The 24,962-nt window shown below is 68.1% G+C and carries 30 protein-coding genes; 15 read left to right on the top strand and 15 right to left on the bottom strand.

The window, feature by feature from the left end; translation table 11 throughout:
* The first annotated feature begins 21 nt into the window (after positions 1-21).
* The 8 genes from ASE75_RS13705 to hslU all read left to right on the top strand — a co-directional run bounded on the left by ASE75_RS13705 (position 22) and on the right by hslU (position 8,312).
* Positions 22-711, top strand: coding sequence for an alpha/beta fold hydrolase (locus ASE75_RS13705; RefSeq protein WP_055934476.1), 690 nt, complete (start codon positions 22-24; stop codon positions 709-711).
* A 114-nt stretch (positions 712-825) separates the two neighbouring features.
* Positions 826-3,843: a TonB-dependent receptor gene (locus tag ASE75_RS13700; RefSeq protein ID WP_055934474.1), complete on the top strand. Its 3,018-nt coding sequence runs from the start codon at positions 826-828 to the stop codon at positions 3,841-3,843.
* Entirely contained in the window at positions 3,843-4,865 is a 1,023-nt protein-coding gene (locus tag ASE75_RS13695; RefSeq protein WP_055934472.1) for a phytase, read from the top strand. The genes ASE75_RS13700 and ASE75_RS13695 overlap by 1 nt, the downstream gene beginning before the upstream one ends.
* Before the next feature lie 63 nt (positions 4,866-4,928).
* Complete coding sequence (locus tag ASE75_RS13690; protein WP_055934596.1) at positions 4,929-5,468, top strand: glycoside hydrolase family 108 protein; 540 nt, start codon at positions 4,929-4,931, stop codon at positions 5,466-5,468.
* A gap of 40 nt (positions 5,469-5,508) precedes the next feature.
* Entirely contained in the window at positions 5,509-5,778 is a 270-nt protein-coding gene (locus ASE75_RS13685) for a 3TM-type holin (RefSeq protein ID WP_082463987.1), read from the top strand.
* Positions 5,779-5,874: 96 nt separating this feature from the next.
* Positions 5,875-6,252, top strand: coding sequence for a hypothetical protein (locus ASE75_RS13680; RefSeq protein WP_055934470.1), 378 nt, complete (start codon positions 5,875-5,877; stop codon positions 6,250-6,252).
* A gap of 73 nt (positions 6,253-6,325) precedes the next feature.
* Complete coding sequence (gene hslV / locus ASE75_RS13675; protein ID WP_055934468.1) at positions 6,326-6,895, top strand: ATP-dependent protease subunit HslV; 570 nt, start codon at positions 6,326-6,328, stop codon at positions 6,893-6,895.
* Positions 6,896-7,016: 121 nt separating this feature from the next.
* Positions 7,017-8,312, top strand: a complete 1,296-nt coding sequence (hslU, locus tag ASE75_RS13670; protein WP_055934466.1) for an ATP-dependent protease ATPase subunit HslU — start codon at positions 7,017-7,019, stop codon at positions 8,310-8,312.
* A gap of 148 nt (positions 8,313-8,460) precedes the next feature.
* On the opposite strand, the gene ASE75_RS13665 is transcribed toward hslU, so the two are convergent.
* The 9 genes from ASE75_RS13665 to ASE75_RS13625 all read right to left on the bottom strand — a co-directional run bounded on the left by ASE75_RS13665 (position 8,461) and on the right by ASE75_RS13625 (position 13,802).
* Positions 8,461-8,799, bottom strand: coding sequence for a hypothetical protein (locus ASE75_RS13665; RefSeq protein WP_235512761.1), 339 nt, complete (start codon positions 8,797-8,799; stop codon positions 8,461-8,463).
* Between the two features lie 26 nt (positions 8,800-8,825).
* On the bottom strand, positions 8,826-9,245 hold the full coding sequence (locus tag ASE75_RS13660; RefSeq protein ID WP_235512759.1) for a hypothetical protein: 420 nt from the start codon (positions 9,243-9,245) through the stop codon (positions 8,826-8,828).
* Between the two features lie 39 nt (positions 9,246-9,284).
* The gene (gene gloB, locus ASE75_RS13655) at positions 9,285-10,010 is read right to left on the bottom strand and encodes a hydroxyacylglutathione hydrolase (protein ID WP_055934462.1); all 726 of its coding nucleotides are present in this window, start codon (positions 10,008-10,010) and stop codon (positions 9,285-9,287) included.
* Positions 10,004-10,441: a VOC family protein gene (locus ASE75_RS13650; RefSeq protein WP_055934460.1), complete on the bottom strand. Its 438-nt coding sequence runs from the start codon at positions 10,439-10,441 to the stop codon at positions 10,004-10,006. Before ASE75_RS13650 ends, gloB begins: the two co-directional genes overlap by 7 nt.
* 62 nt (positions 10,442-10,503) lie before the next feature.
* Positions 10,504-11,250 carry a tetratricopeptide repeat protein gene (locus ASE75_RS13645; RefSeq protein WP_200922369.1) on the bottom strand — a complete coding sequence of 249 codons (747 nt, stop codon included), beginning with the start codon at positions 11,248-11,250 and terminating at the stop codon, positions 10,504-10,506.
* Complete coding sequence (locus ASE75_RS13640; RefSeq protein WP_055934458.1) at positions 11,244-11,957, bottom strand: alpha/beta hydrolase; 714 nt, start codon at positions 11,955-11,957, stop codon at positions 11,244-11,246. Before ASE75_RS13640 ends, ASE75_RS13645 begins: the two co-directional genes overlap by 7 nt.
* 323 nt (positions 11,958-12,280) lie before the next feature.
* Positions 12,281-13,168, bottom strand: a complete 888-nt coding sequence (locus ASE75_RS13635) for an alpha/beta fold hydrolase (protein ID WP_082463986.1) — start codon at positions 13,166-13,168, stop codon at positions 12,281-12,283.
* A complete protein-coding gene (locus ASE75_RS13630) occupies positions 13,165-13,374 on the bottom strand; it encodes a helix-turn-helix transcriptional regulator (RefSeq protein WP_055934456.1) in 210 nt (69 codons plus the stop codon). Before ASE75_RS13630 ends, ASE75_RS13635 begins: the two co-directional genes overlap by 4 nt.
* Positions 13,371-13,802, bottom strand: coding sequence for a hypothetical protein (locus ASE75_RS13625; protein WP_055934454.1), 432 nt, complete (start codon positions 13,800-13,802; stop codon positions 13,371-13,373). Before ASE75_RS13625 ends, ASE75_RS13630 begins: the two co-directional genes overlap by 4 nt.
* A 255-nt stretch (positions 13,803-14,057) precedes the next feature.
* Between ASE75_RS13625 and ASE75_RS13620 the strand changes: the two genes are divergently transcribed.
* Complete coding sequence (locus ASE75_RS13620) at positions 14,058-14,576, top strand: superoxide dismutase family protein (RefSeq protein WP_443025351.1); 519 nt, start codon at positions 14,058-14,060, stop codon at positions 14,574-14,576.
* Positions 14,577-14,793: 217 nt separating this feature from the next.
* Here the strand turns inward: ASE75_RS13620 and ASE75_RS13615 are convergent, their stop codons facing one another.
* Both ASE75_RS13615 and thpR read right to left on the bottom strand, forming a co-directional pair.
* Positions 14,794-16,350 (bottom strand): spinster family MFS transporter, encoded by a 1,557-nt coding sequence (locus ASE75_RS13615; RefSeq protein WP_055934450.1) that lies wholly within the window; start codon positions 16,348-16,350, stop codon positions 14,794-14,796.
* Positions 16,351-16,418: 68 nt separating this feature from the next.
* A complete protein-coding gene (gene thpR / locus ASE75_RS13610; RefSeq protein ID WP_055934448.1) occupies positions 16,419-16,976 on the bottom strand; it encodes an RNA 2',3'-cyclic phosphodiesterase in 558 nt (185 codons plus the stop codon).
* Between the two features lie 121 nt (positions 16,977-17,097).
* Here thpR and ASE75_RS13605 point away from each other — a divergent pair, with 121 nt between their 5' ends.
* The 4 genes from ASE75_RS13605 to ASE75_RS13590 all read left to right on the top strand — a co-directional run bounded on the left by ASE75_RS13605 (position 17,098) and on the right by ASE75_RS13590 (position 19,997).
* On the top strand, positions 17,098-17,847 hold the full coding sequence (locus tag ASE75_RS13605; RefSeq protein WP_055934585.1) for a Bax inhibitor-1/YccA family protein: 750 nt from the start codon (positions 17,098-17,100) through the stop codon (positions 17,845-17,847).
* Positions 17,848-17,931: 84 nt separating this feature from the next.
* Positions 17,932-18,756, top strand: coding sequence for a transglutaminase-like domain-containing protein (locus ASE75_RS13600; protein ID WP_055934446.1), 825 nt, complete (start codon positions 17,932-17,934; stop codon positions 18,754-18,756).
* Between the two features lie 40 nt (positions 18,757-18,796).
* On the top strand, positions 18,797-19,045 hold the full coding sequence (locus tag ASE75_RS13595; RefSeq protein ID WP_055934444.1) for a hypothetical protein: 249 nt from the start codon (positions 18,797-18,799) through the stop codon (positions 19,043-19,045).
* A 409-nt stretch (positions 19,046-19,454) separates the two neighbouring features.
* Positions 19,455-19,997 (top strand): hypothetical protein, encoded by a 543-nt coding sequence (locus ASE75_RS13590; RefSeq protein WP_235512757.1) that lies wholly within the window; start codon positions 19,455-19,457, stop codon positions 19,995-19,997.
* Positions 19,998-20,020: 23 nt separating this feature from the next.
* Here ASE75_RS13590 and ASE75_RS13585 read toward each other — a convergent pair whose 3' ends face one another.
* The gene (locus tag ASE75_RS13585; RefSeq protein WP_055934439.1) at positions 20,021-20,758 is read right to left on the bottom strand and encodes an extensin-like domain-containing protein; all 738 of its coding nucleotides are present in this window, start codon (positions 20,756-20,758) and stop codon (positions 20,021-20,023) included.
* Positions 20,755-21,528 (bottom strand): NUDIX domain-containing protein, encoded by a 774-nt coding sequence (locus tag ASE75_RS13580; RefSeq protein WP_055934438.1) that lies wholly within the window; start codon positions 21,526-21,528, stop codon positions 20,755-20,757. The genes ASE75_RS13585 and ASE75_RS13580 overlap by 4 nt, the downstream gene beginning before the upstream one ends.
* A 149-nt stretch (positions 21,529-21,677) precedes the next feature.
* Between ASE75_RS13580 and ASE75_RS13575 the strand changes: the two genes are divergently transcribed.
* On the top strand, positions 21,678-22,169 hold the full coding sequence (locus ASE75_RS13575) for a hypothetical protein (RefSeq protein ID WP_055934582.1): 492 nt from the start codon (positions 21,678-21,680) through the stop codon (positions 22,167-22,169).
* 7 nt (positions 22,170-22,176) lie between these two features.
* Here the strand turns inward: ASE75_RS13575 and ASE75_RS13570 are convergent, their stop codons facing one another.
* Positions 22,177-23,535: a methyl-accepting chemotaxis protein gene (locus ASE75_RS13570; RefSeq protein ID WP_055934436.1), complete on the bottom strand. Its 1,359-nt coding sequence runs from the start codon at positions 23,533-23,535 to the stop codon at positions 22,177-22,179.
* A 206-nt stretch (positions 23,536-23,741) separates the two neighbouring features.
* Between ASE75_RS13570 and ASE75_RS13565 the strand changes: the two genes are divergently transcribed.
* Positions 23,742-24,092 (top strand): L-rhamnose mutarotase, encoded by a 351-nt coding sequence (locus ASE75_RS13565; RefSeq protein WP_055934434.1) that lies wholly within the window; start codon positions 23,742-23,744, stop codon positions 24,090-24,092.
* On the opposite strand, the gene ASE75_RS13560 is transcribed toward ASE75_RS13565, so the two are convergent.
* A complete protein-coding gene (locus ASE75_RS13560; RefSeq protein WP_055934432.1) occupies positions 24,089-24,937 on the bottom strand; it encodes an IclR family transcriptional regulator in 849 nt (282 codons plus the stop codon). The genes ASE75_RS13565 and ASE75_RS13560 overlap by 4 nt on opposite strands.
* Between the last annotated feature and the right edge of the window lie 25 nt (positions 24,938-24,962).

The following is a 24,962-nucleotide window of genomic DNA, read 5'->3' as shown; positions in this document are numbered from 1 at the left end:
CCGATGCCAGGAGTTTCGCCCATGTCCCGCCGCCGCACACCGCTCGTCCTGCTGCCCGCCATGCTGTGCGACGGACAGCTCTGGGCACGCCAGATCATGGACCTCAGCACGGTGGCGGCGGTTTCGCTCGCCGACCTGACGCAGGACGACACGATCGCCGAAATGGCGCGGCGGACGCTGGCGCAAGGGCCGGATCGGTTCGCGGCGGCGGGCGTCGGCCTTGGCGGGCATGTCGCGCTGGAAATGCTGCGGCAGGCCCCCGAGCGGATCGAGCGGATCGCGGTGTTCGGCACGCGCGGCACGCAGGACCGGCGGTTGCGTGGCGTGGACCGGCACGGCGCGCTGGCGACCGCGCCGCTGGCCGACCCGGCGCTGACCGTGCTGATGAGCGGCCCGGCGCAGGCGATGGCCGACCGGGTTGGACCGGCGGTGTTCGAACGGCAGCACCGCGCGCTGCTGGGCCGCGCCGACGCGACCGCCGCGCTGGCCGGCACCACTATCCCGACGCTGGTCGCGGTCGGGGATTCAGACCGGATCTGCACCGTGGCCGACGCGCGGATGCTGCACGATGCGCTGCCGTCGTCCACCTTTGCGACGATCGCCGGTTGCGGTCATCTGGCGCCGATGGAGCGGCCTGCGTTCGTCACCACGATGCTGCGGTCGTGGTTGCGTGCGGATGCTGGTCGTCCGGCGCTGCGCCACGCCGCCTGACGCGGCGACGGTGTCACGGTGGCGTCACATCGGGGTCACGGTGCTGCAACGTCGCTAGGCTAGCGCGCCCTCCAGGGACGGTCCGACATATCGGTCGTCATCGGGGGACTATTCATGACGATCGATCCGTCGCGCCGCATTCGCGGACGCGCGCTGGTGGCTGCGCTGTTGCTGGGCTGCGCGGCAATGCCGTTCACGACCGCCGCGGCGCACGCCGAAACCGCCGCCGAACCACGCGCCGGTGGCGTGATCGCGGGCACGGTCAGTCAGGCCGGCAGCGGCGAATATCTGGACGGGGCGTCGGTGGGGATCCCCGCGCTGGGGCTGGCGACGGTCGCGGACCGAACAGGGCGGTATGAACTGACCGGCGTGCCGGCGGGCACGCATGACGTCGTCATCCGCTATGTCGGCTTTCCTGACGTCACCCGGTCGGTGACGGTGGCCGATACCAGCGTGGCGCTGGACGTGGCGATGGGGGCCACCGACGACAGCGCGGATATCGTCGTCAGCGGATCGCGGCCGATCGCCGAGTCCGAGGCGGCGGCGTTGCAGATCCAGCGCACCAGCCCATCGCTGGTGTCGGTCATCGCCTCCGACTCGATCGGCCGGTTGCCCGACCAGAACATCGCGCAGGCGGTCAGCCGCCTGCCCGGCGTCGGCGTCCAGCGCGATCAGGGGCAGGCGCGCTACATCACGCTGCGCGGGTCGCCGATCAACTGGACCACCCTGTCGTTCGACGGGATCAATGTCGTCAGCCCCGAGGGGCGCGACGCGCGGTTCGATTCGATCCCGTCCGCGATCGCGTCGCAGATCGTCGTGCGCAAGGCGGTGACCCCGGACATGACCGGCGAGACGATCGCCGGCAATGTCGATATCGTCACCCGCTCGGCGTTCGACTATCCGGGCCTGAAGGTGCAGGCCAAGGGCGGCCTCGGCCATGTCGAGCTGGGCAAGAAGACCGAATATGAAGGCTCGCTGGTCATATCCGACCGGTTCGACACCAATTTCGGCGAGTTCGGCATCGTGTCGTCGGCAAGCCTCTACCGGCGCGGCATGGTCACCGACAATTTCGAAACCGATTTCGAGGCGGTCGACCAGGATCGCCGGCCGGGTTTCCAGGACCGGATCTGGGCGCGCGAAACCGAGAACAAGCTGTACCGGCTGACCCGCAAGAACTATTCGCTGTCGACACGTCTCGACTGGCGGCCGGCCCCCGGCCACCGCCTGTTCGCCGAGACGATCTATTCGGCGTTCCAGGACGACGAGCAGCGCAACAACTACATCGTCGATCTGGACGATCAGCAGTCGCGCACGCCCACCGGCACCGCCGCCTGCCCGGTCAACGCGACGCCGGCCGCCGGCACGACGGGCTATGCGGATGTCTGCACCGGCAATTCGCCGCTGTTCGGCACGGTGTACGGTATCGACCTGAACTCGAACTTCACGGTGCGGGCGTACAAGCAGTCGGTGTTCACCAACACGATCGGCGGCGATCATGATCTGGACGGGTGGAAAATCGCATGGCGCGGCAACTTCACGCGCTCGATCGACGACCGGACGCAGCCGGCGCAGCTGAATTACGACAGCCCGTCGTTCGGCACCAATGGCGCGAATGCGGCGAACCGCCTGACCGTCGCCTATGACCTGACCGATCCGCAACTGGCGAAGATGCAGCTGTACCGGACGGTGCGTAACGCGAACGGGACATTCGCGCGGGGCGCGCGCGTGACGGCGATCGAAGATTTTCCGCGCACGCTGGCGCGGCTGCGCTCGCTTTACGCCAGGGACGTGACGGAGGCGTACACCGCCAAGCTGGACGTTTCGCGCGAGGCCGACCTGTTCGGCGCGTCGACCGTCCTCGCGGTCGGTGCGCGCTATGACGATCGCACCAAGACGTCGAACGAGCGTTTGCTGGAGCTGAACAGCGCGGCGCAGTTCGCCGCCGCCGGTATCCCGACCGGCTATGCCGCGATCGCGCAACCCGGCGGGTTTCAGGGTGAGATCCCGCTTGGCTACACCTTCCAGTATTTCGATCGCGACAAGGTGCTGGGGCTGGTCGATCAGGCGAAGCGTGTCGCCGCCTATGCACCGGTCGACGCCAATTTCTACGATGTCGGCGAGAAGGTTTTCGCCGCCTATGCCATGGCGACCACGACCACCAACTGGGGTAGCGTCATCGGCGGCGCGCGGGTCGAGCATATCCGCAACGACGCCCGCGCGTTTTCTTCCGTAGGGCTTATCGAGGTGACGTCGGACCAGACTCTGGTCTACCCCAGCCTGCACTTCAACTGGGACGTGAACGAGAGCCTGAAGGCGCGGCTGTCGTTCAACACGGGCGCGGCGCGGCCCGATTACGACCAGCTTCGCCCCAACCTGACCTATAACGATGCGAACCTGAGCGTGTCGGGTGGCAACCCCGAGGCGAAGCCGGAAAAGGCCAAGGGCGTCGACCTGTATTTTGAATATTACACCATGCCGCGCGGGTTCCTGTCGATCGGCGCGTTCTACAAGGACGTGACCGATGTGCTGTTCGACACGGTCCAGACCTTTGGCCGCAGCACGCTGAACACCGGCGGGGTCGACCGGTCGCAATATGCCTATTCGACGATCGCTAATGGTGGTGACGGATACGTCATGGGGATCGAGGCGGCGATCCAGCAGCAGCTGGACCCGTTCGTCGCCGACCTTGGCCTGCCCGACTGGATGGGCGGGTTCGGCGTGCAGCTGAACGCGACGCTGAACAAGAGCCGGTCGGAAACGCCGGACGGGCGCAAGATCCGCCTGCCGGGCGCGTCGGACGCGGTGTACAACCTGATCGGCTATTACGAGAAATACGGCTTTTCGGCACGGGTGTCGTACCAGAACCGCTCGCCGTGGATCGACGCGATCGGCGCGTTCGGGGCGGTGAACGGCGTCAATCGCGGTATCGACGGCGGCGATTTCTACTGGGCCAAGGACAACGAACTGGACGCCTCGCTGCGCTACACGATCACGCCGAATGTCGAGGTCTATGCCGATTTCGCCAACCTGCTGAACGGTCCGGGCCGTCGCTATGTCGGGTCGTCGGCTTACACCATCGAGCATGAGACGTTCGGCCGGCGCTACACCGGCGGCTTCCGGGTGACGTTCTGATGCGCGGGCTTTCCCTTATCGTATTGCTGCTCGCCGGTTGTGCGACCACGCCGCCGCCGGTCACGGTGCCGCAGGTGGCTGCGGTCGCGGAAACCGACCCGGTCGATTCCGCGTCGGATGCGGCGGACGATCCCGCGATCTGGCGTAACCCCCGGGACCCGGCGAAAAGCCTGGTGATCGGCACCGACAAGCAGGCGGGCATCCATGTGTACGACCTGTCGGGCAAGCGGCTGAGCTTCACCCCGGCCGCGCGGCTCAACAATGTCGACCTGCGGACGGTCGGCGGTCGGGTGATCGTTGCGGCGAGCGACCGGGCGGAGGTCGACGCGGCCCGGATGTCGCTGTTCGTGCTCGACACCGCCGCCGCGCGGTTGGTGCCGATGGGGCGCTATGCCGTCGGGGCGGGCGAGGCGTATGGCATGTGCCTGTGGAGCCGCGCGCGGGACAAGGCGCTGTTCGGCTTCGTCGTGCTGAAGGATGGGCGGATCGACCAGGTCGCGATCGACCTGTCGGGCGCGCAGCCGCAGGTGCGGATGGTACGGTCGATGAAGCTCGGCACCCAGTCGGAGGGCTGTGTCGTCGATGACCGGACCGGGATGCTGTATGTCGCGGAGGAAGATGTCGGGCTGTGGCGGTTCGATGCGGAGCCGACCGCGCCTGTCACCGCGACCTCGATCGCCAAGGTCGATGGCACGACGCTGGTCGCCGATGCGGAAGGGCTGGCACTGGCCCCGGCCGGGCGGATAGGCGGCTATCTGGTCGTGTCGAGCCAGGGCGACAATGCCTATACGCTCTACCGTTTGCCGGGCGTGACCTATGCCGGGCGGTTCCGCATTGGTGGCGGGAGCGTCGACGGGACCAGCGATACCGACGGGATCGAACTGATGCTCGGCGATTTCGGGCTGCGTTTTCGCGAGGGGCTGTTCGTGGCGCAGGACGGCGACAATGCGCCGGCTACGCAGAACTTCAAATATGTCGACTGGGCCGCGGTGAAGCGGGCGTTGAAACTGCGGTCAAAATAACGCTGTCCTATTTATAACCCATATGGCTCGTAGTCCTCGTGACGATTCGGGGGGACGACCATGGTGGATATCGACGCACTGATCGACGCGGTCATTGATCGGGAGGGCGGGTACAGCGCGCATCCGGCGGATCGCGGTGGCCGCACGCGCTGGGGCGTGACGGACGCGGTGGCGCGCGCGCATGGCTATGATGGCGACATGCGCGCCTTCCCGCGCGACGCGGCGGTGGCGATCTATCGCCGGATCTACTGGCTGCGGCCCGGCTATGACCGGGTGGCGACGCTCATGCCGGCAATCGCGGCGGAACTGTTCGATACCGGCGTGAACATGGGTCCGGCGGTGGCGACCGGTTTTCTCCAGCGCGCGCTGAACGCGCTCAATCGCGGGTCGGCGGATTATCCCGACATGGCGCTCGATGGGCGGATCGGCCCGGCGACGCTGGCCGCGATCGCCGCGTTCCGCGCGCGCCGCGGGGCGGCGGGGGAGGCGGTGCTGCTGCGCGCGATCGAGGCGTTGCAGGGCGAACGCTATCTGGCGCTGGCGGAAGCGCGGCCGGCGAACGAGGCGTTCCTCTACGGCTGGCTGGCGAACCGGGTTGGATAAATCTCCACGAACCTCAACTTCCTCAACTTCGGAGCGGGTGATGGCGATGGGCGATGGGCAGGAGCGGGTGGACCCGTGGACGACGCGGGCGCGCCCGGCATTCCTGTATGTGATGTATGCGCTGCTGCTGTGGTCGATCCCGGTCGGGCTGATCGCGGCGGTGCGGCCCGACACGGCGCAGGCGATCGCGGCGGGGATGGCTGCGTATCTGAATGCGATTCCCGAACCGCTCTATGCGCTCTTCGGGACGGGGTATCTGGGCTACACGGTCGCGCGGATCTGGGGGAAGGCGCGCGGGGTGGAGCGGTAGGGGCACGCAGGACGTGTTTCTCCTTTCAATCCAGTGCGACCTGCTGTGTATACGATGGCGAGGGATGCCCGGTTCGGGTCTTTCAGGGGGAATGGGATGCAGGCGCGTATTGGTGGCGTGGCGATGCTGGTGGTCGGCGGGCTGATGATGCTGGGTGGTTGCGAAAAGAAGGCGGAAACGACGACGCGCGTCGATCGGCAGTTCACGGTGACGGGCCGGTCGGAAGACGTTGCGCGGTTCCTGGCGATGGAGAAGGGCCGGCATCCCGATTTTCAGCTAGCGGCGATGCCTGTTGCCAAGGGCGAGCGGGTGACGGTGACGACCAGCCTGCCGACCGCAGTATCCGGCAAGACGCTGGTCGATGTATCACGCGATGCCGGACTTGCCGGGCTTGATTACGGTTACAGCGAACGACGGTCGGTCACGACGTCACCGTCCGGCAATGTGAGCGTCGGCCGGCATACTGGCGGGTAACCGAAGCGGCACGGGTCGTGATGGTGGATCCACCACCGTTGCGCTGCGCCAACCGCATCCTACATCGCGGGGTATGAGCGAACATAACTCCCACAGCCGGCCGGTCTGGTACGGCACCACCATCCTGTCGGTCCGGCGTAACGGCAAGGTCGTCGTGATCGGCGACGGTCAGGTGTCGATGGGCCAGACGGTGATGAAACCCAATGCGCGGAAAGTGCGGCGGCTGGGCGCGGAGGGCAAGGTGATCGGCGGGTTCGCCGGTGCCACCGCCGATGCCTTCACGCTGTTCGAGCGGCTGGAGCGCAAGCTGGAGGCGCATCAGGGGCAGCTGCTGCGCGCGGCGGTCGAACTGGCCAAGGACTGGCGCACCGACAAATATCTGCGCAACCTGGAGGCGATGATGATCGTCGCCGACAAGGACGTGACGCTGATCCTGACGGGTAACGGCGACGTGCTGGAACCGGAAGCGGGCGTCGCGGCAATCGGGTCGGGCGGCAATTACGCGCTGGCGGCCGCGCGCGCGCTGGTCGATTACGAACAGGATGCCGAGACGATCTGCCGCAAGGCGATGGGGATCGCGGGCGAGCTGTGTGTCTATACCAACGACCGGTTGACGGTCGAGGTGATGGACTCGGCGACGTAATCTCTCCTCTCGCGTGCGGGAGGGGCCTTCAATTTCCGTTCGTGTCGAGCGAAGTCGAGACACCGTGACGGATCGCCCAGACCCGGTTTCTCGACTTCGCTCGAAACGAACGGTATTTTTGATGAACGACGCACTGACCCCCAAGACGATCGTCGCAGCACTCGACGCACACATTATCGGCCAGACCGACGCCAAGCGCGCGGTGGCGGTGGCGATGCGCAACCGCTGGCGGCGGCAGCAGCTCGGGTCCGACCTGCGCGACGAGGTGACGCCCAAGAACATCCTGATGATCGGGCCGACGGGCTGCGGCAAGACCGAGATCAGCCGGCGACTGGCCAAGCTGGCCGATGCGCCGTTCGTGAAGGTCGAGGCGACCAAGTTCACCGAGGTCGGCTATGTCGGTCGCGACGTCGAGCAGATCGCGCGTGATCTGGTCGAGGAAGCGATCCGGCTGGAGAAGGAACGCCGGCGGATCGCGGTGAAGGACAAAGCCGAGGACGCGGCGATGGACCGGCTGCTCGACGCGCTGGTCGGCAAGGATTCGAGTGCGGCGACGCGCGAGAGCTTCAAGCAGCGGTTCCGTGACGGGCATCTCGACAAGACCGAGATCGAACTGGAGCTGGAACAGGCCCCGGCGACCCCGTTCGACGTGCCCGGTGGCATGCCGCAGATGATTAACATCGGCGAAATGATGAAGTCGTTCGGCGGCGCGCAGAAGAAGCGGCGCAAGCTGACCGTGCCGGCGGCGTGGGAAAAGCTGGTCGAGGAGGAGGCGGACAAGCGGCTTGACCAGGACGAGGTCAGCCGCGTGGCGCTGGCCGATGCCGAGGCGAACGGGATCGTGTTCCTCGACGAGATCGACAAGATCGCGATGTCCGAACAGCGTGGCGGCGGGTCGGTCAGCCGCGAGGGCGTGCAGCGCGACCTGCTGCCGCTGATCGAGGGGACGACGGTCGCGACCAAATACGGCCCGATGAAGACCGACCATATCCTGTTCATCGCCAGCGGCGCGTTTCATGTCGCGAAACCCAGCGACCTGCTGCCCGAATTGCAGGGCCGGCTGCCGATCCGGGTCGAGCTGAAGGGGCTGACCGAAAGCGATTTCATCGCGATCCTGAGCGACACGACCGCGTCGCTGCCGGTGCAGTACACGGCGCTGATCGCGACCGAGGGGGTGGACATCACGTTCACCGAGGACGGCATCGCCGCGATCGCGCGGATTGCGGCCGAGGTGAACGCCGAGATCGAGAATATCGGCGCGCGGCGGTTGCAGACGGTGATGGAAAAGCTGCTGGAGGATGTCAGCTTCAACGCCGAGGACCGGCAGGGCCAGACGCTGGTGATCGACGGGGCCTACGTCGATACGCAGCTGGCGGCGATCGCGCGGAATACGGATCTGAGCCGGTTTGTTCTTTGATGCCTTCCCCGTTCGTCCTGAGTAGCCACTGAGCTTGTCGAAGTGGCGTATCGAAGGATAGGTGCCGGCGCGCCAACCTGTCCTTCGATACGGGTCTTCGACAAGCTCAGCCCCTACTCAGGACGAACGGGGGTGGTGGTCGAGAGTACTACTTCTTCACCTTCACATAGGGCGTGAACGGTCCGAACCGGCAGAAGGGGGACGGGATGCTCATGCCGGGCGACAGGATGCGGAAGCGGTCGTTCTGGCAGAGCTGGCCGCCATAGACCTCGACGACGACGGTCGAGATCGGCTCCATCGACGACGTGCAGGCACCGATCGGCGTGGCTTTCCACAAACGGCCGCCGTCGCGGTAGAGCATCGTCTGGCGGTCGATGATGGTCGGGCCGTTGCCTGTGCGCAGGGTGATGCAGTTCTGCGGCGGGCCGGCGACGCGACCGGCGAACGGATCGCTGGCGGCTCCGGTCAGCGGAAGGGCGAGCGCCATGGCGGCAAGCGGGAGGGCGCGGGCGATCATGGCTTGCGGTACGGAATGAAGGGACCGATCGCGCAGCCGCCGGTGGTGAAGCGGGCGACGCGATCGACAGTGCGGGCCAGATCGCCCTGGCACACGCCGGACCCGTTGCTGACGGTGACGAGGATGTCGCCGCGCGCCAGACTTTCACAGCCGCCATTGGTGTCGCTGCGATATTTCAGGCCCCGGCTGACGGTGTAGAGCAGGGTCGGGCCGTATGCCTCGACCTGCGTCGCCCGGATCGGCGGCAGGCAGGCGCTGGACGGTCCCGGTACCAGCCCGGCCAGTTTCTTCGCCAGCTGGGTCTGCGCGGCGGCATCGTCGCTGGCCATCCGTGCGCGCTGTTCGGCGGTGGGGGCGCAGGCGGCGAGGGTTATCGCCGCCGCAAGCATCGGGGGGACGGATATCGCGATACGCATGATCTTCACTCCGAAACCCCCACCGATCGTCTACACCATTCAGCCGCGAAACGCATCCTTGGCCGCGCGATATGCGCCAAGCTGTTCGGCGGAGGTGGCGCGCAGGAACGGGTTGGTCGCACGTTCCTGGCCGATCGTCGTCGGGACGGTCGGTTCGCCCGCCGCGCGCAGTGCGTCGACTTCGACCAGCCGCGCGCGGATCGCCACGTTGTCGGGTTCGGCGGTGAGTGCGTAGCGGCCATTGCTCTGGGTATATTCATGGCCGCAATAGACGCGGGTGTCGTCGGGCAGCGCGGCATAGCGTTGCATGTTGGCGAACATGTCGGCCGCTGTACCCTCGAACAACCGGCCGCAGCCCATCGCGAACAGCGTGTCGCCGGTAAAGATCGCGGCGTCGTCGGCGAAGTGGAAGGCGATGTGCCCGGCGGTGTGGCCGGGGACGGTCATGACGGTGGCGACGTGATCGCCGACCGTCACCCGGTCGCCCTCGCTCACGCCGGTGGCAAGCGTGGGGATCTTCGCTGCCTCCGCCGCCGGGCCGGTGACGGGTGCGCCGATAGCCGCGTTGCCGCCGATGTGATCGCCATGCCAGTGTGTGTTCCAGACCTGGGAGATCGTCCAGCCGCGTGCCGCCGCCGCGTCGAGCAGCGGTTGTCCCTCACCCGGGTCCAGTGCCACCGTCTCTTTCGAGACGGCGTCGTGGATCAGCCAGGCGTAGTTGTCGCTGAGCATGGGCACGCGCACGATCTCCAGGGCGCTTACCATGTGCCGGTGTTCTCCATCGACGCCCATGGCTCGGCGGGGGGCAGCGCGTCGCCGACCTGCAACAGCTCGATCGAGATGCCGTCGGGGGTCTTCACGAACGCCATGTTGCCGTCGCGCGGCGGGCGGTTGATCGTGACGCCGCCGTCGGCCAGCCGCTGGCAGGTGTCGTAGATATTGTCGACGCGGTAGGCGAGGTGACCGAAATTGCGGCCGCTGCCGTATTCCTCGGGATCCCAGTTGTAGGTCAGCTCGACCTCCGCCTTGGCGCGCTCGCCGGGGGCGTTCATGTCCTCGGGCGTGGCGAGGAAGATCAGTGTGAAGCGACCCTTTTCATTCTCCATCCGCCGCACCTCGTTCAGGCCAAGCAGGTTGAAGAAACGGATGGTTGCGTCGGGATCGGTGACGCGGATCATGGTGTGGAGATAGTTCATCGGGTCGCTTCCTGTCCTGGTCTGCTGACCAGATAGGAAGCGGGTGCGCCGCCTGCCACCCGTCAGTTGGCCGGCGCGTCGTCGAACTGGCGCAGCGCGGCGACGGCGCTGCGGCCGACGGGGGTGGTTGGGGCGATACGCGCGGCCTGCCCCCACGCGGCGCGGGCGGCGGCCTCGTTCCCGCCCATCGCGGCGATGTTGCCCGCCTCAAGCTGGACCGAGGCGTCGTCGGGTGATCGCTTCAAGGCTTCGGCGATGTCGTGGCGGGCGCGGGGCAGATCCTTCACCCGGCGCGCGAGCGTTGCTGACAGCAGCCAGGCGAGCGGGTCGTCGGCGGCGTTGGTCAGCGCGGTGTCGATGTCGCCGCGCGCAGCCGCAAGATCGTCGGCGGCGACCAGCGCGCGGGCGCGGTCGAGCTGCGCCTCGCCGCGTTGCAGGCCGGTCAGCGCCGGGGTGGCGAGCGCGGCATCAAGCGCGGCGCGGGCCTTGGCCGGCTCCCCGGCGGCGAGCCACGCATTGCCGGCCTGCGCCCAATAGCCCGAGGCGACGTCGTCCTTCGCGATCTCGGCGGCGTGGGCGGCGTCGGTGAAGGCGGCGGCGGCGGAGGCCCAGTTGCCGGCGGTGGCGTGGGCGATGCCGGAACATTGCTGCGCCAGATAGCGGCCACCGGCGATCCGCCAGCGTCCGGCGTCGGCCTGGGCGGCGGCAGGGTCGCTCTGCGCCAGCGCGATGCAGCGGTCATAGCGTTGCAGGTCGGCGGGGCTGACGCTCTGCGGGGCGGCGAGCAGCAGGAGGGGCAGCATCAGCATGGCGCGTCGATCACATCCTCGACCGCCCGGATGATGAGCGCGATGTCGGGATCGCGCGAGAGGCGGTGGTCGCCGTCCTTGACCAGCCATGTCTGCACATCGGCTGAACGGATGCGGTCGGCGAGGTGGACGGTGCGGTGCCACGGCACGTCGGTGTCGCGCTGGCCCTGCACCAGCCGGACCGGACCGTCGAAGTCGATGCCGCGCGCCAGCACCCGGTTCGCCTCGCCCGACGACCAGAAGGTGCGGGTGTAGAGCGTCGGTGCGGGGCCATACGGGTTGGGCCTCTCCAGCCGACCGGTCTGGAGCAGGGTCATCTTGTCCTGCGTGGTGAAGCCCCAGTCGGTGAAATCGGGGGCCGGCGCGATGCCGACCATGCCGACCACCCGGTCGGGACGGGCGATCGCGGTCAGCAGCATGATCCACCCGCCCATCGACGATCCGACCAGCACGACGGGGCCGGCAACCGCCGTGTCGATCATCGCCAGCGCATCGTCGCGCCAGTTGGCCAGCGACTGTTCGGCGAAATCGCCCTCGCTGGCACCGCAGCCGCCATAGTCGAACCGAAGGAAGGCGCGGCCGGTGGCGCGCGCCCACATCTCCAGCGTCAGGGCCTTGGCGCCTGTCATGTCGGAGGCATAGCCCGGCAGGAACACGATGGTCGGGCCGGTGCCGGCGGTGTGGTGATAGGCGAGGTTGGGGCGCATGGCCCGGGAGTATCAGAGGTTGGCGGGCGCGGGGAGGGGGATTGGGATTCCGGGTGTGCGTGGCGAAATCGTCGGCTGCATCCGACATGGCCGGTTTTGCGGGGTGGGCAAGATCATCACTATCCCCATGCCAACGACAGTTCCCCGGCGGAGGCCGGGGTCCAGCTGGGTAGGCGTTTGCAACCGAACCCATCGGTCGACCCACCTGGACCCCGGCCTTCGCCGGGGAACGATACCGGGGAATGCCACTGGGAATGTATCAGTGGCGTGCCCTTCCCGACTATTGATCAGGACGGTGTGATGCGCTTGTGCGAAGATGGCCCCTATCGCTTCAGGAAATCCTCAAGCGCCGCCGCGAAGCGGGCGGGCTGGTCGAGCATGATGAAGTGGTAGCTGTCGGCCACGGGCAACAGCGTCGCGTTGGGCGCTGAGGCATAGGCGGTGCCGTAGAGCGCGGCGGCGGTCGCCTGGGGCACCGCGCTCGCGGACCACGGGTACAGCATCGTGATCGGCGTGCGGATGCCGGTAAGCTTCGGGCGCAGGTCGGTGGTGAGATCCTCGTACAGCGCCTGCGCGACGACACGGGGATCGGCCCTGGCCGACCAGGCGGCGACCTGTGCCTGCCCCGCCGGGGTGATCGACATGGGCGGGCCGGCCATGGCCGCTCCGGGCTTCGCGGCGCGCATCATCGTCCGCATCATGGCCGCGCGTGGTTCCCCGGTGGCAACGGTCGCGGCGGGATCGAACAGCGTGCCGATGAAGGGCAGCGCGTCGACGATCATCAGTCGCCCGACATCGGCCGGGTGACGGTCGGCCAGCATCAGCCCGACAAGGCCGCCCATCGAATGGCCGACGACCGCCGCCCCGGTCAGCTTGTCGCGCGCCACCAGCGTGTGCAGGTCGGCAACCACGCCATCGAGGATGCCGGGTTTCAGGTTGCCGCGCGGATCGTCGCCGTCGAAGCCGTTGACCTGCACCCGATAGACGCGGTGGGTGCGGGCGAGGTCGTCGGCGACGCCGTCCCAGACCGCGCGCGGGGAGGCGAGGCCGGGAATCAGGATGACCGGACTGCCCCGGCCGATCGCGGTGACCGAGATATGGTCCATCTGCGTGGCCGGAGCCGGCGCGGTGGCCGGCGTGGTCGGCGGCGTCCGGGCAAGGGCGGGGTCGGTCAGCAGGGCGGCGCACGCGAGCAGGGCGGGGCGGATCATGCCTTTGGCTCCCTGGACGGCGATTGGAAGATACTCTCGATCGACAGGTCGAACAGTTCGGCGATCTTGAAGGCGAGCGGCAGGGAGGGATCGTAGCGGCCGGTTTCGATCGCGTTGACGCTCTGGCGCGACACCTCCAGCCGCTCGGCAAGGTCGCCCTGGCTCCAGCCGCGCTCGGCCCGCAGGACGCGCAGGCGATTGTTCATGCGGTCCGGTCCCCAGACTGCGTGTCCTGCATCCGGTCGCGCAATGCCATACCGCATTGGGCGAGGCCGAACATCATGCACCACAGGGGGAAGGCCAGAAATGTGGGAAAGTGCACCACGGCTCCACTGAATTCGAGGAAGCCCCATGTCGTCGTTATGACAAGCAGCCCGCCCAGGCCGACCAGCATCGCGGTGACCAGCCGGTAGCGAATGAACTCATCGCGTTCCTCCAGAAGGTACAGGCCCATCACCGCGATGACCGCGATCAGCGGCAGGGCCGGCAGCGCGGAAAGGGCGAACAGCGCCGCGCCGGTGGGGTGCCACGCCTTGATCGCCCAGGTGGTGGCGAACAGGATCACGACATACCCGGCCATCGCCGGGAGGAACCGGCGGATATAGCGGCGACCGGCGGCGGAGGTACGTTGCATGGCAATGGTCCTTTCCCTATTGGCAAGCGAGCTTTACATTCAGATCGTCTTGAGTGTCAAGCCTGCTTTCCATTGTCGCCGATGAACCGGCTGCTGGTTCCTGATCCCGGCAGTTCCCGGGGTGACGGGATGGTCTGGCGGGCGACGCTCGCCAACCTGGGCGTTTAACCGGGATGTGGACGGAACAAGCCGGCCCGGACGGCGGTTGGTCGCGCAAGAGATTGCAACGGGAGAAGACACATGCGGATGGTGATGATGGCGGGCGTTGGCGCAGCGATGCTGCTGGCCGGGTGTCAGGACAAGGCGATGGACGTCGGGACGCCGGTGGCCGGCGGCGAGCGGGCGACCGCGATGCTGCGGACCGCGAGCGGGGCCGATGTCGGCAGGGCGACGGCGATGGCGGTTGCCGGCGGCGTCCGCTTCACGATCGACGGCATGGGCATGCCGGCGGGAACACATGGCGCGCATGTCCATACGGTCGGACGCTGCGACGCGCCGGACTTCACGACCGCGGGCGGCCACTGGAACCCGACCGCGATGAAGCACGGGTCGATGAACCCGCAGGGGCCGCATGAGGGCGATATGCCGAACCTGATCGTCGGCACCGATGGCCGGGGCACGCTGGGCGTCACCATTCCGGGCGCGACGATGGCCGGATTGATGGATGCGGACGGCAGCGCGATCGTGATCCACGCCGGTCCGGACGATCTGATGACCGATCCGGCGGGCAACAGCGGTGGGCGGATTGCGTGTGGGGTGTTGACGGCGGGTTGAGGATGGGGGTGGCCTGAGGTTCGGGCTTGGGCCTATCTCCATCCGCACTACCCCGGCGAAGGCCGGGGCCCAAATGGGCCAGCCGTCGGAGGGCATTTGCCAACGCTTACCCAATTGGGTCCCGGTCTTCGCCGGAGTGGTTGCTAAATATCGGGGTTCGGTAGGACCTTCGCAAAGCGTGCTGTCGAAGCCGAATTGGGCAGCTGGGACCCTTGCGTCAAACCTCCCCGGCCGCTGCCGCCCGCGCTTCACGCGTCGCTTCGGCGGCCGGAACGAGGCGATAGGCGGCAATGGCGCAGGCGAGCGTCACGGGTACGCTGAGCAACAGCGACACCATGCCGGTCGAGAGGCTGCCGGTCACGGTCGACACCCGTCCGGCCAGATACGGCCCGAGCGCAAGGCCGATCAGGGTCGTGCCGATGAAGAAGGTGGCGGTCGCCGTACCGCGCATCCGGGGCAGGACCAGATCCTGCGTGGTGGCCGCCGCCGCGCCAAGCGCGCAACTGGCGGTCATCTGGGCCATGAAGATGCAGGGGTAGAACAGGCCGGTCGTGGTCGCGGTGAAGGCGAGTGCCAGGAAAGGCACAGGCACGATCGCGCCGAAGATCACGACCCACAGCCGCCCGGCGGGATTGGTCCGGTGCAGCCGGTCGCCGATGATGCCGCCCAGCGTCACACCCAGAAAGCCCGAGAGCGCGCCCGATGCGCCGATGAAGAACCCGGCATCGGCGGGTGACGCGCCCAGCGTCCGCAGCGCATAGGGCGCGGCCCAGAAGCTGGCGGCGTAGCTGAGGAAGGCGTTGAGGCCATAGGCGACGACGGTGAACAGGAAGGCGGGCGTGCCGACGATCAGCGCGAAGGTCGGCGGGTCGCGACGCCGCAGCGCGCTGGCCCAGGAGAAGACCGCATAGACGCCGATGCCGATCGCGATCCATTGCGGCTTCGGTTCGCCGGCCGCGATCAGCGTCAGGACGACGCCGATGGTGACGGCGAGCGCGGCGGCGTTGATCGCCAGCGCGCGGGGGCCACCCTTCGCCGCGCCGATCAGCGTCAGCGGCGGGATGATGGTGACCAGCTCGCCCAGGAACGCGCGGAACGGCGCGGGGTGCGGCGGGGCGGCGCCCAACCCTTCGGAAAGGCCGCGCGGCGGTTCGCGCAGGGTGGCGATCCACAGCGCGAGCAGGATGCCGGGGATGCCGACGGCCATGAACGCCGCCTGCCAGCCGACCAGTCCCAGCGGGCCGCCACCGGGATAGGCGAGGTTCCATTTCTGGACGATCAGTCCGCCGATGAACAGCGAACAGCCGCCGCCGACGAACAGCCCGGCCGAATAGATCGACAGCGCGGTGCCGCGCAGCCGCTTGGGAAACCAGTCCGAGATCAGCGAATAGGCGGCCGGGCTGGCCGTCGCCTCGCCGATGCCGACACCGATCCGCGCGGCGGTTAGTTGCGCGCCCGAGCGGGACAGACCGGACAGCGCGGTCATGCTGGACCAGAGCGCCAGACCGACGGTCATCAGCCGCACCCGGTGCCAGTTGTCCGCCAGCCGCCCGAGCGGAATGCCGAACAGCGCATAGAACACGCCAAACGCGGTGCCGTAGAGGAAGCCCAGATCCTCGTCCTGCAGGTGCAGGTCGCGCTTGATGTCCTCGGCCAGGATCGAGATGATCTGGCGATCGACGAAGTTCAGGATGTAGACCAGGAACAGGATCGACAGAACATACCAGGCATAGGGAGAGGCCCTGTCGCTGTGCACAATTGGCTCGTTAGCCACTGGTCCGTCTCCATACCGTTTCTTCCACGCTATCAGGGATGGCGCGCGAGGGAAGCGGTTTGTTGGGATCAGGCGCGGGGTGGCGGGTCGAGCGGCCAGCGGGCGATCGCGTCATAGGTCGCGCCTTCGCTGCCGAGGTGGCTTTCGTACAGGACCAGATGGGGCAGGGTGAAGGCGGGGCTGGCGAGCGCGGCGTGGTCGAGCAGCCAGCCGGCGATCTCGTGTTCGACCCCGGCCCCGCGCGCCAGCCGGGCGACCGTGATGTGGGGCAGGAAGGCGCGTGGGTCGGCGGGCAGACCGACGCGGCGGACCGCCTGTTCGACCTTGTGATGCAGGTGGGTGAGCGCATCGCGCGGGGCGATCCCGGCCCACAGCGAGTCGGTCCGGCCACGCTTCTCGAACCGGCCAACGCCCGCCAGCGCGACCTTGGGCGCGGGCGCGTGGATGGCGGCCAGCGCGACGGCCAGATCCTCGGCCACGGGGCGCTCGACCGGGCCGACATAGCGCAGGGTCAGGTGCAGATGGGCGTCGTCCTGCCACCGCGCGGTCGGGACGCCGGCCATTGTGGCCGATAGCGACAGACGGATGTCGGGCGGCGGGCGCAGGGCGACGAACAGGCGGTGCATGACTCGCCGGACTACACGGGCGTCTGCGGCGGGATGCAACCGGAATCGCTTGTAAAGCGTATGCATCGGTACGATATTTGAACGAACCGGCACGATGCCGGGCAAAGGAGCGATTTTCGAGATGGCAAACTGGTCTGACCCCCGGCCGAGCGCCGCGCCGTTCGGATCCAGCCGGGCAGGTACCCGCGATGCATCCTATGATGCCGGGCTGCGGTCGTACATGCTGTCGGTCTATAACTACATGACGTCGGGCGTGCTGCTGACCGGCATTGTCGCCCTGTTGTTCGCCTGGGGCGGGGCATCGTCGCCGGCCGCACAGATCATGCTGAACGGCGGCGCGCTGCGCTATGTCATCATGTTCGCGCCGCTGGCCTTCGTGTTCGGCATGAGCTTCGGCCAGAACCGGATGAGCACGGGCACGCTGCAACTGATGTTCTGGGGCTTCGCGGTCGTGATGGGCCTGTCGCTCTCGTCGATCTTCCTGGTGTACAGCGGTACGTCGATCGCCGGAGCGTTCTTTGCAACGGCGGCTGGTTTCGCAGCACTCAGCCTGTACGGCTACACAACGAAGCGCGACCTGTCGGCGTTCGGTACATTCCTGATCGTTGGCGTCGTCGGCCTGCTGGTCGCCAGCATCATCAACATCTTCGTCCAGTCGAGCATGCTGGGCTTCGCGATCAGCGCGATCGGCGTGCTGCTGTTCGCCGGCCTGACCGCCTATGACACGCAGCGGACCAAGGCGTTGTACGATCAGGTGGCGGGTACGGACATGATGGGCCGCGTGGTCATCATGTCGGCGCTGAGCCTGTACCTCGACTTCATCAACATGTTCCTGTTCATCCTGCGCCTGACCGGCGGCAACCGGAACTGAACCGATCGTCCGCACAGGCGGGCATGACGGCCCGGCAGGGAGACCTGCCGGGCCTTTTTTTATTGAAAGGGGCGACAGGGACCGATGCGGCTGAGGATCGACGTGCATCTGGATTACGGGTTCGCCCGGCCCGCCGACGTTCTGCTCCAGATCGAGGCGGCGGCAATGGCGGACCAGCGGATCGAGCATGAGGCGCTGACCGTGTGGTCGGACGATCCGATCCGTGCGGCGGTCGGCGATCACGGTATTGGCCAGCGGTGCTGGGCACGCGCGACCGGGCGGCTGGAGGTGCGGTACGAGGCGATCGTCAAGGTCGATCGGCCGACCGAAGATCTGGCGATGTTGCCGGCCACGCCGGTGCGGATGCTGCCCGGACCGGTCATCGAGTATCTGATGCCGAGCCGTTACTGCGAATCCGATCGGCTTGAGGGGTTCGTGCATCGCCGCTTCGCCGGTCTGCGTGGCGGTCCCCTGGTGGCGGCGCTCGCACGCTGGGTCCAGGAAGCGTTGCAGTATCGCGCCGGGGCCAGTGCGGGCACGACGACGGCGATGATGACCTTCGCCTCGCGCGCGGGCGTGTGCCGCGACTATGCGCACCTGCTGGTGGCGCTGGCGCGGGCGGGGGACATTCCGGCGCGCTGCGTGTCGGCCTATGCCCCCGGCGTCGACCCGCCCGACTTTCATGCGGTGGTGGAGGTGTGGCTGGACGGCGCGTGGCATCTGGTCGATCCCACCGGCATGGCCCGGCCGGGTGATATCGCGCGGGTCTGTGTCGGCCGCGATGCCACCGACATCGCGTTCATGACGGTGTTCGGCGAAGCGGTACTGTACCGTCAGATCGTGACCGTGACCGCCTTGGATAAGACTGCGCTGGATCAGGATATTGGCGCGGAACGGCCCACCGCCTGAAGTGTTGGTAGCGTAACAACCGGGGATGAGGAGATTCACCATGGCCAACGACACCACCATCGACCCACGCGCGCTGGACAGCCTGTCGGTCGCACCGTCCGAAGATGCCGATGCGAAGAACGCTGGCGGACAGGGTCCGGTCAACGAGCATGATGACGCGCTGGACGAGGCGTTGGACGAGACGATGGATGGCAGCGATCCGGTATCGTCGACTCAGCCGTCGCAGCAGGATCCGGCACCATCGTCGGGGTTTGACGAAAAGGCCGAGGCCGACCGTCGCGATCACTGATCCACGACGGTTCAACGCGGCATGAACGGGGCGGGGTGGCATTGGCCGTCCCGCCCCGTTTTTTGCGGATTGCCAGGGGCCAGACGCGCGGGCCTGGTCGTATCGTGGCCTTCATATTTTTCGGTTAGCCCGCGAAGGCGGCGATCCGGCGTCGGACAATACAGCACGGGCAGCCTGTGTCGGGGCACCGGATCCCTGCCCGTGCCGTCTGCTGTATCCGGACCACGCTTTCCGCCAATTCGCGTTCGGCTCGTCGCAAGTGATGTTGCAGCGCAGCGACGTTCGTGATCCCTTGGGGTTACGGAGTCGGACGATGCGGTACACGCGGCATTAACCATTCGCGCGCATCATGTGACCCTGAAGTCTTCCAACGGTTTTCGATCAACGGGGGCGGGTTATGGCATCAAGGATGAAGCCGGCAGAAGGCGCGATGACGCTGGCCGAAATGAAGGAGTTTGCCGGGTTCGAGGCGGCGACGCAGCGGTATATCCGCCGCGCGCTGGACATCGGTCTGGACCGCGACGACGCCATGCTGCGCTGGTCGCGCGATCTGGTCGAGGCGGCGAGCATCCGCGCCCATGCCCGCATCTATGAAAGCCTGCCCGATGTGCGGCTGCTGATCCCCGAGGCGAGCGGCCTGAACGCGGTGGAGCCGTTCCTGGCCCCGCTGGTGACGATCGCCGCGTTCGACCTGGGTCAGGGGCGGCTGACCAGCTTTTCCAGCTTCCGCTTCCTGTACGAGCGGCTGGTCGGGGCCGAGGTCCGGCCATGGCTGCCCTCGGCCTTCTGCGCGGCGGCGGCGTTGCCGCATTTGCATCCCGAACTGCGGCGCAAGCTGCTCCAGTCGATCAGCGAGGCCGCGGCGACGGCATCGGGCTGGTCGAGCCGCCAGCCGTCCTTCTTTCCCTATTGGGTCGAAAAGGTGGATAGCGCCGCGCCCATGGCGCACTGACCACCCGGCCGGCTGCTGATCCGTTAGCGGCAGGCACGCCAGCCGGTCGCGCCGCGACTGGCTTGGTCGAGATGGAAATGGTCGGCGTGGGCGGCGTTGTAGTCGGGGGACAGCGTCGTCGCGAACAGGTCGCACGCGCCGTTGCGGACGGTCCGCAGGAACGTGGCCCTGGGACCGGTGCCTTGCCAGTCGCGCGCCACGGTGATGCGTGTGCCGTCAGCCAGGCGGAAGCCGGCGATGTCGACCGCGTCGGCGGTCGAATGTTCGCTCCAGCTGCCGGCATCGCGGCCATAGATGCGCCGGCAACTGTAGCTGCCGAAATGGTCGATCGCGACGACCGGGCTGGCAAACAGGCGCTGGGCGGCGGGCTGCACCACGTCCCATTCCCATTTCGCGAGCGCGGCGGCGACCGGGCAGGCGACGCCTAGCCCTGCGGGCGCATAGGCGACCGTCCGCGCGCCACCGGGGGCGAACCGTACAGCATCGGCATAGCCGCACTGCCCATCGGTACGGGCCGGCAGCGCGGTATAGCGGACGCCGGCGGCGGCAAGGACCGCGCGACATTGTGGGAAGTCGCCGGTCAGCGCGGTCAGCTTGCGCCCCGTGAACAGGCCGGTCGGCGCGGACAGGTCGAGCGGTGTCCATGGCAGATCCTGCGGCCGACCGCGCAGCAGGGCATAGGCGATCAGCCCGGTAAGCAGCAGCAGGACGAGCAGCAGGGCGCGGACGATCGCGCGGCGTGTCGCGGCGGCGGCGGTCATCCGCGCATCGCGCGCGACAAGGTTTCCGCGCAGACCGGGTAGCCGGCATCATCGGGGATGCAGAGCAGCGTCTCGCCATCGACCACGCGCTCGAACGGGGTGATCGTGCGGGGCGGATATCGCCGGGCATCGGCGACGGCTTCGTCGAAACTGGCGAACTGCGCGAGGCGTTCGAGATTGCGGCGGGTCGGATAGATGATCGACACCCGGCCGGCATCGGCGGCGTCGAGCACCCCTTGCGCGCCTTGCCAGCACAATCGGGCATTTTCGGTCCGGTCGACACTGGCGGGCGGGGCACCGGCGGGCAGGCGCGCGAGATAGAAGCGCGTGTCGAAAATCCGCGCATGGGCGTGGGCCGGCCGCCAGCGCGCGAACGGAATCAACACCTGCGGCGTCAGTGTCAGTCCGGCCTCGGCCAGTGCTTCGCCGAACGGTTGCCCGCCGTGGAGCGCGGAGCGCAGCGCGGCCAGCCGGTCGGCATCGGGCATCGGATCAAGGCCGATCGGCAGTCCGGCCTCCTCGATGGTTTCCCGGATCGCGGCGATCCGTGCGGCGGCCTCGTCGGCGTCGTCTTCCTGTACCGGTCCGGCCAGCGCCGCCAGCGCATGATCGCCGGGATCGACCCGCCCGCCGGGAAAGACGAGCGCGCCGGGGGCGAACGCCATCGCCCTGGCGCGTTCGACCATCAGCAGGTCGGGCGCTGCGCCCGCCACCTCGCGGAAGGTGACCAGCGTGGCGGCCGGAATGGCGGGGGGAAGCAGGTCGATCATTGCCCCATGATGTAGTGCGTCGATGTCGCCGGGCCAGTGGTCTTGTGTCGTCGCCGTCCGGCCCGATCCCCGGCATCGCGACGGTTGTCGCGGCGGGCCGGTGTGGCCTATGGCGCGCGCCTGTTGCGGTGAATGAGGGACGCGGGCGGTTGAGTAACGGTTGGGACAGGCCGGCGGGCCGGGTGGCGGTGTCGGACTTCCCGACCGAACGGTCGCGGCAGCGCGCAGCGGAGCGCGAGCAGCGCGCGATCGTCCGGCAGGCGGAGGCCGCCGCGCGGATCGAGGCCCGGGCGGCGGAACGCGAGCAGGCGACGCAGCAACGCGAACAGGCGCGACTGGCGCGGCGCTCAGAGGAAATGACGCGTGCCGGCACGCGGCAAAGCAGCCGCACGGATCTGGACCCTTCGGCAGAGGATCGGCCCAAACGCCGGCAGTCGGGCGCGCTGCGCCGCACGGGCACGGTGCGCGAGGAGCGCGATACCCGCGGCTATCAGACGACGGTCGATGTCGACCGGCTGGTGATGCTGGCGCAGCGGGGCACATCGGTCGCCGGGCTGGCCGGTGCGTTCGGCATCACGGTGGAGGAGGTGACCGCGCTGTTGGCGACCGCCGCTGACACCGACGCCGACGCCGACGCCTGACACCCGATCAGGCGCGCAGGCGACGGACGTTGGAGGGGCGTTCGGCATCGCCATACGCGGTGTCGGGTGCGTGTACCGGTGACGAAGCCGGGGACTGCGATGCGCCGGCGGCGAGGTGGAAGCGGGCGACCTGCGCCGCGAGCACGCGGGCCTCGTCGGCCAGGTTGCGGGCGGCGGCGGCGGATTGTTCGACCATCGCCGCGTTCTGTTGCGTGACCGAGTCCATTTCGCCCACCGCGATGTTGACCTGTTGCAGGCCGGACGCCTGTTGCTGCGCGGCGCTGGCGATCTGCGCCACCAGGCCGTCGATTTCGGTGATCCGGCCGACGATCCGGAGCAGCGCGCCGCCGGTATCGTTGACCAGCGCCACGCCGGCCTCGACTTGGCGGGCCGACGCGGTGATCTTGGCCTTCACGTCCTTGGCGGCATCGGCCGAGCGTTGCGCCAGCGCGCGCACCTCGGAGGCGACGACCGCGAAACCGCGTCCCGCATCGCCGGCGCGCGCGGCCTCCACCCCGGCATTCAGCGCGAGCAGATTGGTCTGGAAGGCGATGCCGTCGATCACCGCGATGATGTCGCCGATCTCGGCCGAGGCGCGCTCGATCCCGGCCATCGCGTCGACCGCCTCGCGCACGATCCGCCCGCCATTGGCGGCATCGACGCCGGCCTCCGCGACGATGGTGTTGGCGCGCTCGGCGTGGCGCGCGGTTTCGCGGACCGTCGTCGTCACCTCGTGCATCGCGGCGGCGGTTTCCTCAAGGCTGGCGGCCTGCTGTTCGGTGCGATGCGACAGGTCGTCGGAGGCGTGGGCGATCTCGCCCGTACCGGTGCGGATGTTGGCCGCCGCATGGTTCACCGCAGACAGCGTTGTCGCGATCGCGTGAATCGCGGTGTTGAAATGGACGCGCATCGGTTCGTAGTCGCCCGCGAACGGCGTATCCAGCCGCGTGGACATGTCGCCCTCCGCGACCCGGGACAGGGCGGTGCCCATCGCCTGCACGACATGGTCCGTCGTCTCGCTTTCGCGCAGGGCGACGGCGGCATCGCGGAAGGTCTGCATCGCCTTGGTCATGCGGCCGACACAGTCGGCATGGTGGGTGCGCTCGATCTGGCTGGCCAGATCGCCATCGGCCAGCGCCTCCATCCGCACCACGGTCGCGACATAGGGGTCGGCGATGGCGCGGTTGGCGACGACGTTCATCGCCACCATCACCGCCAGTACCAGCGCGGCGACCAGCAACGCGGGACGGCCCGGGGGCATGCCGATGATCGCGGCGGCGGCACCACTGCCCATGGCGAGATTGGCGATCGTCAGAACCCGCAGCTTGGTGCGGATCGGTGCGGATTCCCGAAACCATTTGAGCATGGCCGTTGCTTTGCCTCCTGCGGACGCGTTGCGCGGCCGTAACGACAGGTGTTGCGCGTCGCGCGTAAACGAGCCGTGAAACAACGGAAACGGACACGAAACTATACGATATAACCATGGTGTGCAGAATGTGGGACCTGCGGTCTTGCCAACCATGCGGCTGGTCGATCAGGACAGGCGGCGAAACCGATGAAGGATCAGGATCCATGGCGCATCAGGATGTCCTGCTGCTCGACCTGCGTGACGATGCGGCGGCGATCGCGGCCTATCGCGACTGGCATCGGCCGGGTGGTCCGCCGGCGGCGGTGATCGCGTCGATCCGGCGCGCCGGGATCACCGACATGCAGATCTTTCTGGCCGGCAACCGGCTGGCCATGGTGATGACCGTCGATGACCGGTTCGACGCGGAGGCCAAGGCGGCGGCCGATCGCGCCGATCCGGCGGTCGTCCGCTGGGAAGCGCTGATGGACACGCTGCAACAGGCGTTGCCGTTTGCGCCGGCAGGCGTGAAGTGGGTGGCGGCCGAACGGATCTTTGCGCTGGCCGAGCAGCCCTAATCGGCGCGCGTCCGCCGCTTGCGGGGGGCGGCGGCGGTGGAGAGAGCGGGTGCGGCCGGCGCGGTGTCGCGGCCGTACCAGCCGAGCGCGGTCGACATGCGGGCGGCGACGCGCGACAGGTCGATCAGCGCATCCTCCAGCGAGACGTGCGGCGCGGCGTCGATCGCGGTCAGGAACGGGACGGTCAGCGCCGCGACCACCCCGCCATCGAAACCGAAGACCGGGCAACTGATGTCGGTCACGCCCTGCATCAGCGCGCTGGCGATCCGTTGATGGCCGCTGGCGCGCACCCTATCCAGCGTGGCGGCCAGCGCGGGGTCGATCGTGGCACCGGTCATCGCCAGCGTGCGGGCATCGGCAAAGGCGAGCAGGACGTGGCCCGAGCAACTGGCGGCGAGATCGACGGCGGTGCCGACGCGGACGGCAAATGCCGTCGGCCCCGGATTTTCCTGACGCAGGATGACCAGCCCGCGCGTGTCGTTCAGCACCACCAGATGACAGGACTGGGCGATCCGCAGCGCCAGGTCGTGCATCAGCGGTGCGGCGACCTGCGCCAGTTCCTGCGCGGGCGTGGCGCGGTGCGCGATTTCCAGCAGCTTGTAGGTCACGCGGTAACGGTCGTTGCCCGGATCCTTGAACAGCCAGCCGCGCCGGTCGAGCACGACCACCACGCGGAACAGTTCGCTGATCGACCGGCCGAGCCGGGTCGCGATTTCGCTGATCGTCAGGCCGCCGGGTTCGCCCGTCAGCAGTTCGATGACGTCGATCGCCTTTTCCAGCGCGGGGACGACATAGGTCGGCGGGGTCTTGGCGGCGGGACCGGGCGGGCTGCTGGCGAGGGACATGGCGAACCCTAGCGCGGGTTCGGCC

Origin of the sequence: Sphingomonas sp. Leaf17, from assembly GCF_001421505.1 — a bacterium.
Lineage (GTDB): Bacteria > Pseudomonadota > Alphaproteobacteria > Sphingomonadales > Sphingomonadaceae > Sphingomonas.
This window is presented reverse-complemented; position numbering and strand designations above follow the sequence as displayed.

Excerpts from the sequence above, each read along its gene's own strand:
- ASE75_RS13700 (WP_055934474.1), top strand. The coding sequence starts at position 826 with ATGACGATCGATCCGTCGCGCCGCATTCGCGGACGCGCGCTGGTGGCT.
- thpR (WP_055934448.1), bottom strand. The coding sequence starts at position 16,976 with ATGCACCGCCTGTTCGTCGCCCTGCGCCCGCCGCCCGACATCCGTCTG.
- ASE75_RS13660 (WP_235512759.1), bottom strand. The coding sequence starts at position 9,245 with ATGCGTATCGCGATATCCGTCCCCCCGATGCTTGCGGCGGCGATAACC.
- gloB (WP_055934462.1), bottom strand. The coding sequence starts at position 10,010 with ATGGTAAGCGCCCTGGAGATCGTGCGCGTGCCCATGCTCAGCGACAAC.
- ASE75_RS13695 (WP_055934472.1), top strand. The coding sequence starts at position 3,843 with ATGCGCGGGCTTTCCCTTATCGTATTGCTGCTCGCCGGTTGTGCGACC.
- ASE75_RS13580 (WP_055934438.1), bottom strand. The coding sequence starts at position 21,528 with ATGATCGACCTGCTTCCCCCCGCCATTCCGGCCGCCACGCTGGTCACC.
- ASE75_RS13570 (WP_055934436.1), bottom strand. The coding sequence starts at position 23,535 with ATGCTCAAATGGTTTCGGGAATCCGCACCGATCCGCACCAAGCTGCGG.
- ASE75_RS13630 (WP_055934456.1), bottom strand. The coding sequence starts at position 13,374 with ATGAACAATCGCCTGCGCGTCCTGCGGGCCGAGCGCGGCTGGAGCCAG.
- ASE75_RS13620 (WP_443025351.1), top strand. The coding sequence starts at position 14,058 with ATGGCGGGCGTTGGCGCAGCGATGCTGCTGGCCGGGTGTCAGGACAAG.
- hslV (WP_055934468.1), top strand. The coding sequence starts at position 6,326 with ATGAGCGAACATAACTCCCACAGCCGGCCGGTCTGGTACGGCACCACC.
- ASE75_RS13560 (WP_055934432.1), bottom strand. The coding sequence starts at position 24,937 with ATGTCCCTCGCCAGCAGCCCGCCCGGTCCCGCCGCCAAGACCCCGCCG.
- ASE75_RS13665 (WP_235512761.1), bottom strand. The coding sequence starts at position 8,799 with ATGGCGCTCGCCCTTCCGCTGACCGGAGCCGCCAGCGATCCGTTCGCC.
- ASE75_RS13650 (WP_055934460.1), bottom strand. The coding sequence starts at position 10,441 with ATGAACTATCTCCACACCATGATCCGCGTCACCGATCCCGACGCAACC.
- ASE75_RS13680 (WP_055934470.1), top strand. The coding sequence starts at position 5,875 with ATGCAGGCGCGTATTGGTGGCGTGGCGATGCTGGTGGTCGGCGGGCTG.
- ASE75_RS13595 (WP_055934444.1), top strand. The coding sequence starts at position 18,797 with ATGGCCAACGACACCACCATCGACCCACGCGCGCTGGACAGCCTGTCG.
- ASE75_RS13565 (WP_055934434.1), top strand. The coding sequence starts at position 23,742 with ATGGCGCATCAGGATGTCCTGCTGCTCGACCTGCGTGACGATGCGGCG.
- ASE75_RS13705 (WP_055934476.1), top strand. The coding sequence starts at position 22 with ATGTCCCGCCGCCGCACACCGCTCGTCCTGCTGCCCGCCATGCTGTGC.
- ASE75_RS13645 (WP_200922369.1), bottom strand. The coding sequence starts at position 11,250 with ATGCTGATGCTGCCCCTCCTGCTGCTCGCCGCCCCGCAGAGCGTCAGC.
- ASE75_RS13685 (WP_082463987.1), top strand. The coding sequence starts at position 5,509 with ATGGCGATGGGCGATGGGCAGGAGCGGGTGGACCCGTGGACGACGCGG.
- hslU (WP_055934466.1), top strand. The coding sequence starts at position 7,017 with ATGAACGACGCACTGACCCCCAAGACGATCGTCGCAGCACTCGACGCA.
- ASE75_RS13640 (WP_055934458.1), bottom strand. The coding sequence starts at position 11,957 with ATGCGCCCCAACCTCGCCTATCACCACACCGCCGGCACCGGCCCGACC.
- ASE75_RS13585 (WP_055934439.1), bottom strand. The coding sequence starts at position 20,758 with ATGACCGCCGCCGCCGCGACACGCCGCGCGATCGTCCGCGCCCTGCTG.
- ASE75_RS13625 (WP_055934454.1), bottom strand. The coding sequence starts at position 13,802 with ATGCAACGTACCTCCGCCGCCGGTCGCCGCTATATCCGCCGGTTCCTC.
- ASE75_RS13600 (WP_055934446.1), top strand. The coding sequence starts at position 17,932 with ATGCGGCTGAGGATCGACGTGCATCTGGATTACGGGTTCGCCCGGCCC.
- ASE75_RS13605 (WP_055934585.1), top strand. The coding sequence starts at position 17,098 with ATGGCAAACTGGTCTGACCCCCGGCCGAGCGCCGCGCCGTTCGGATCC.
- ASE75_RS13590 (WP_235512757.1), top strand. The coding sequence starts at position 19,455 with ATGAAGCCGGCAGAAGGCGCGATGACGCTGGCCGAAATGAAGGAGTTT.
- ASE75_RS13635 (WP_082463986.1), bottom strand. The coding sequence starts at position 13,168 with ATGATCCGCCCCGCCCTGCTCGCGTGCGCCGCCCTGCTGACCGACCCC.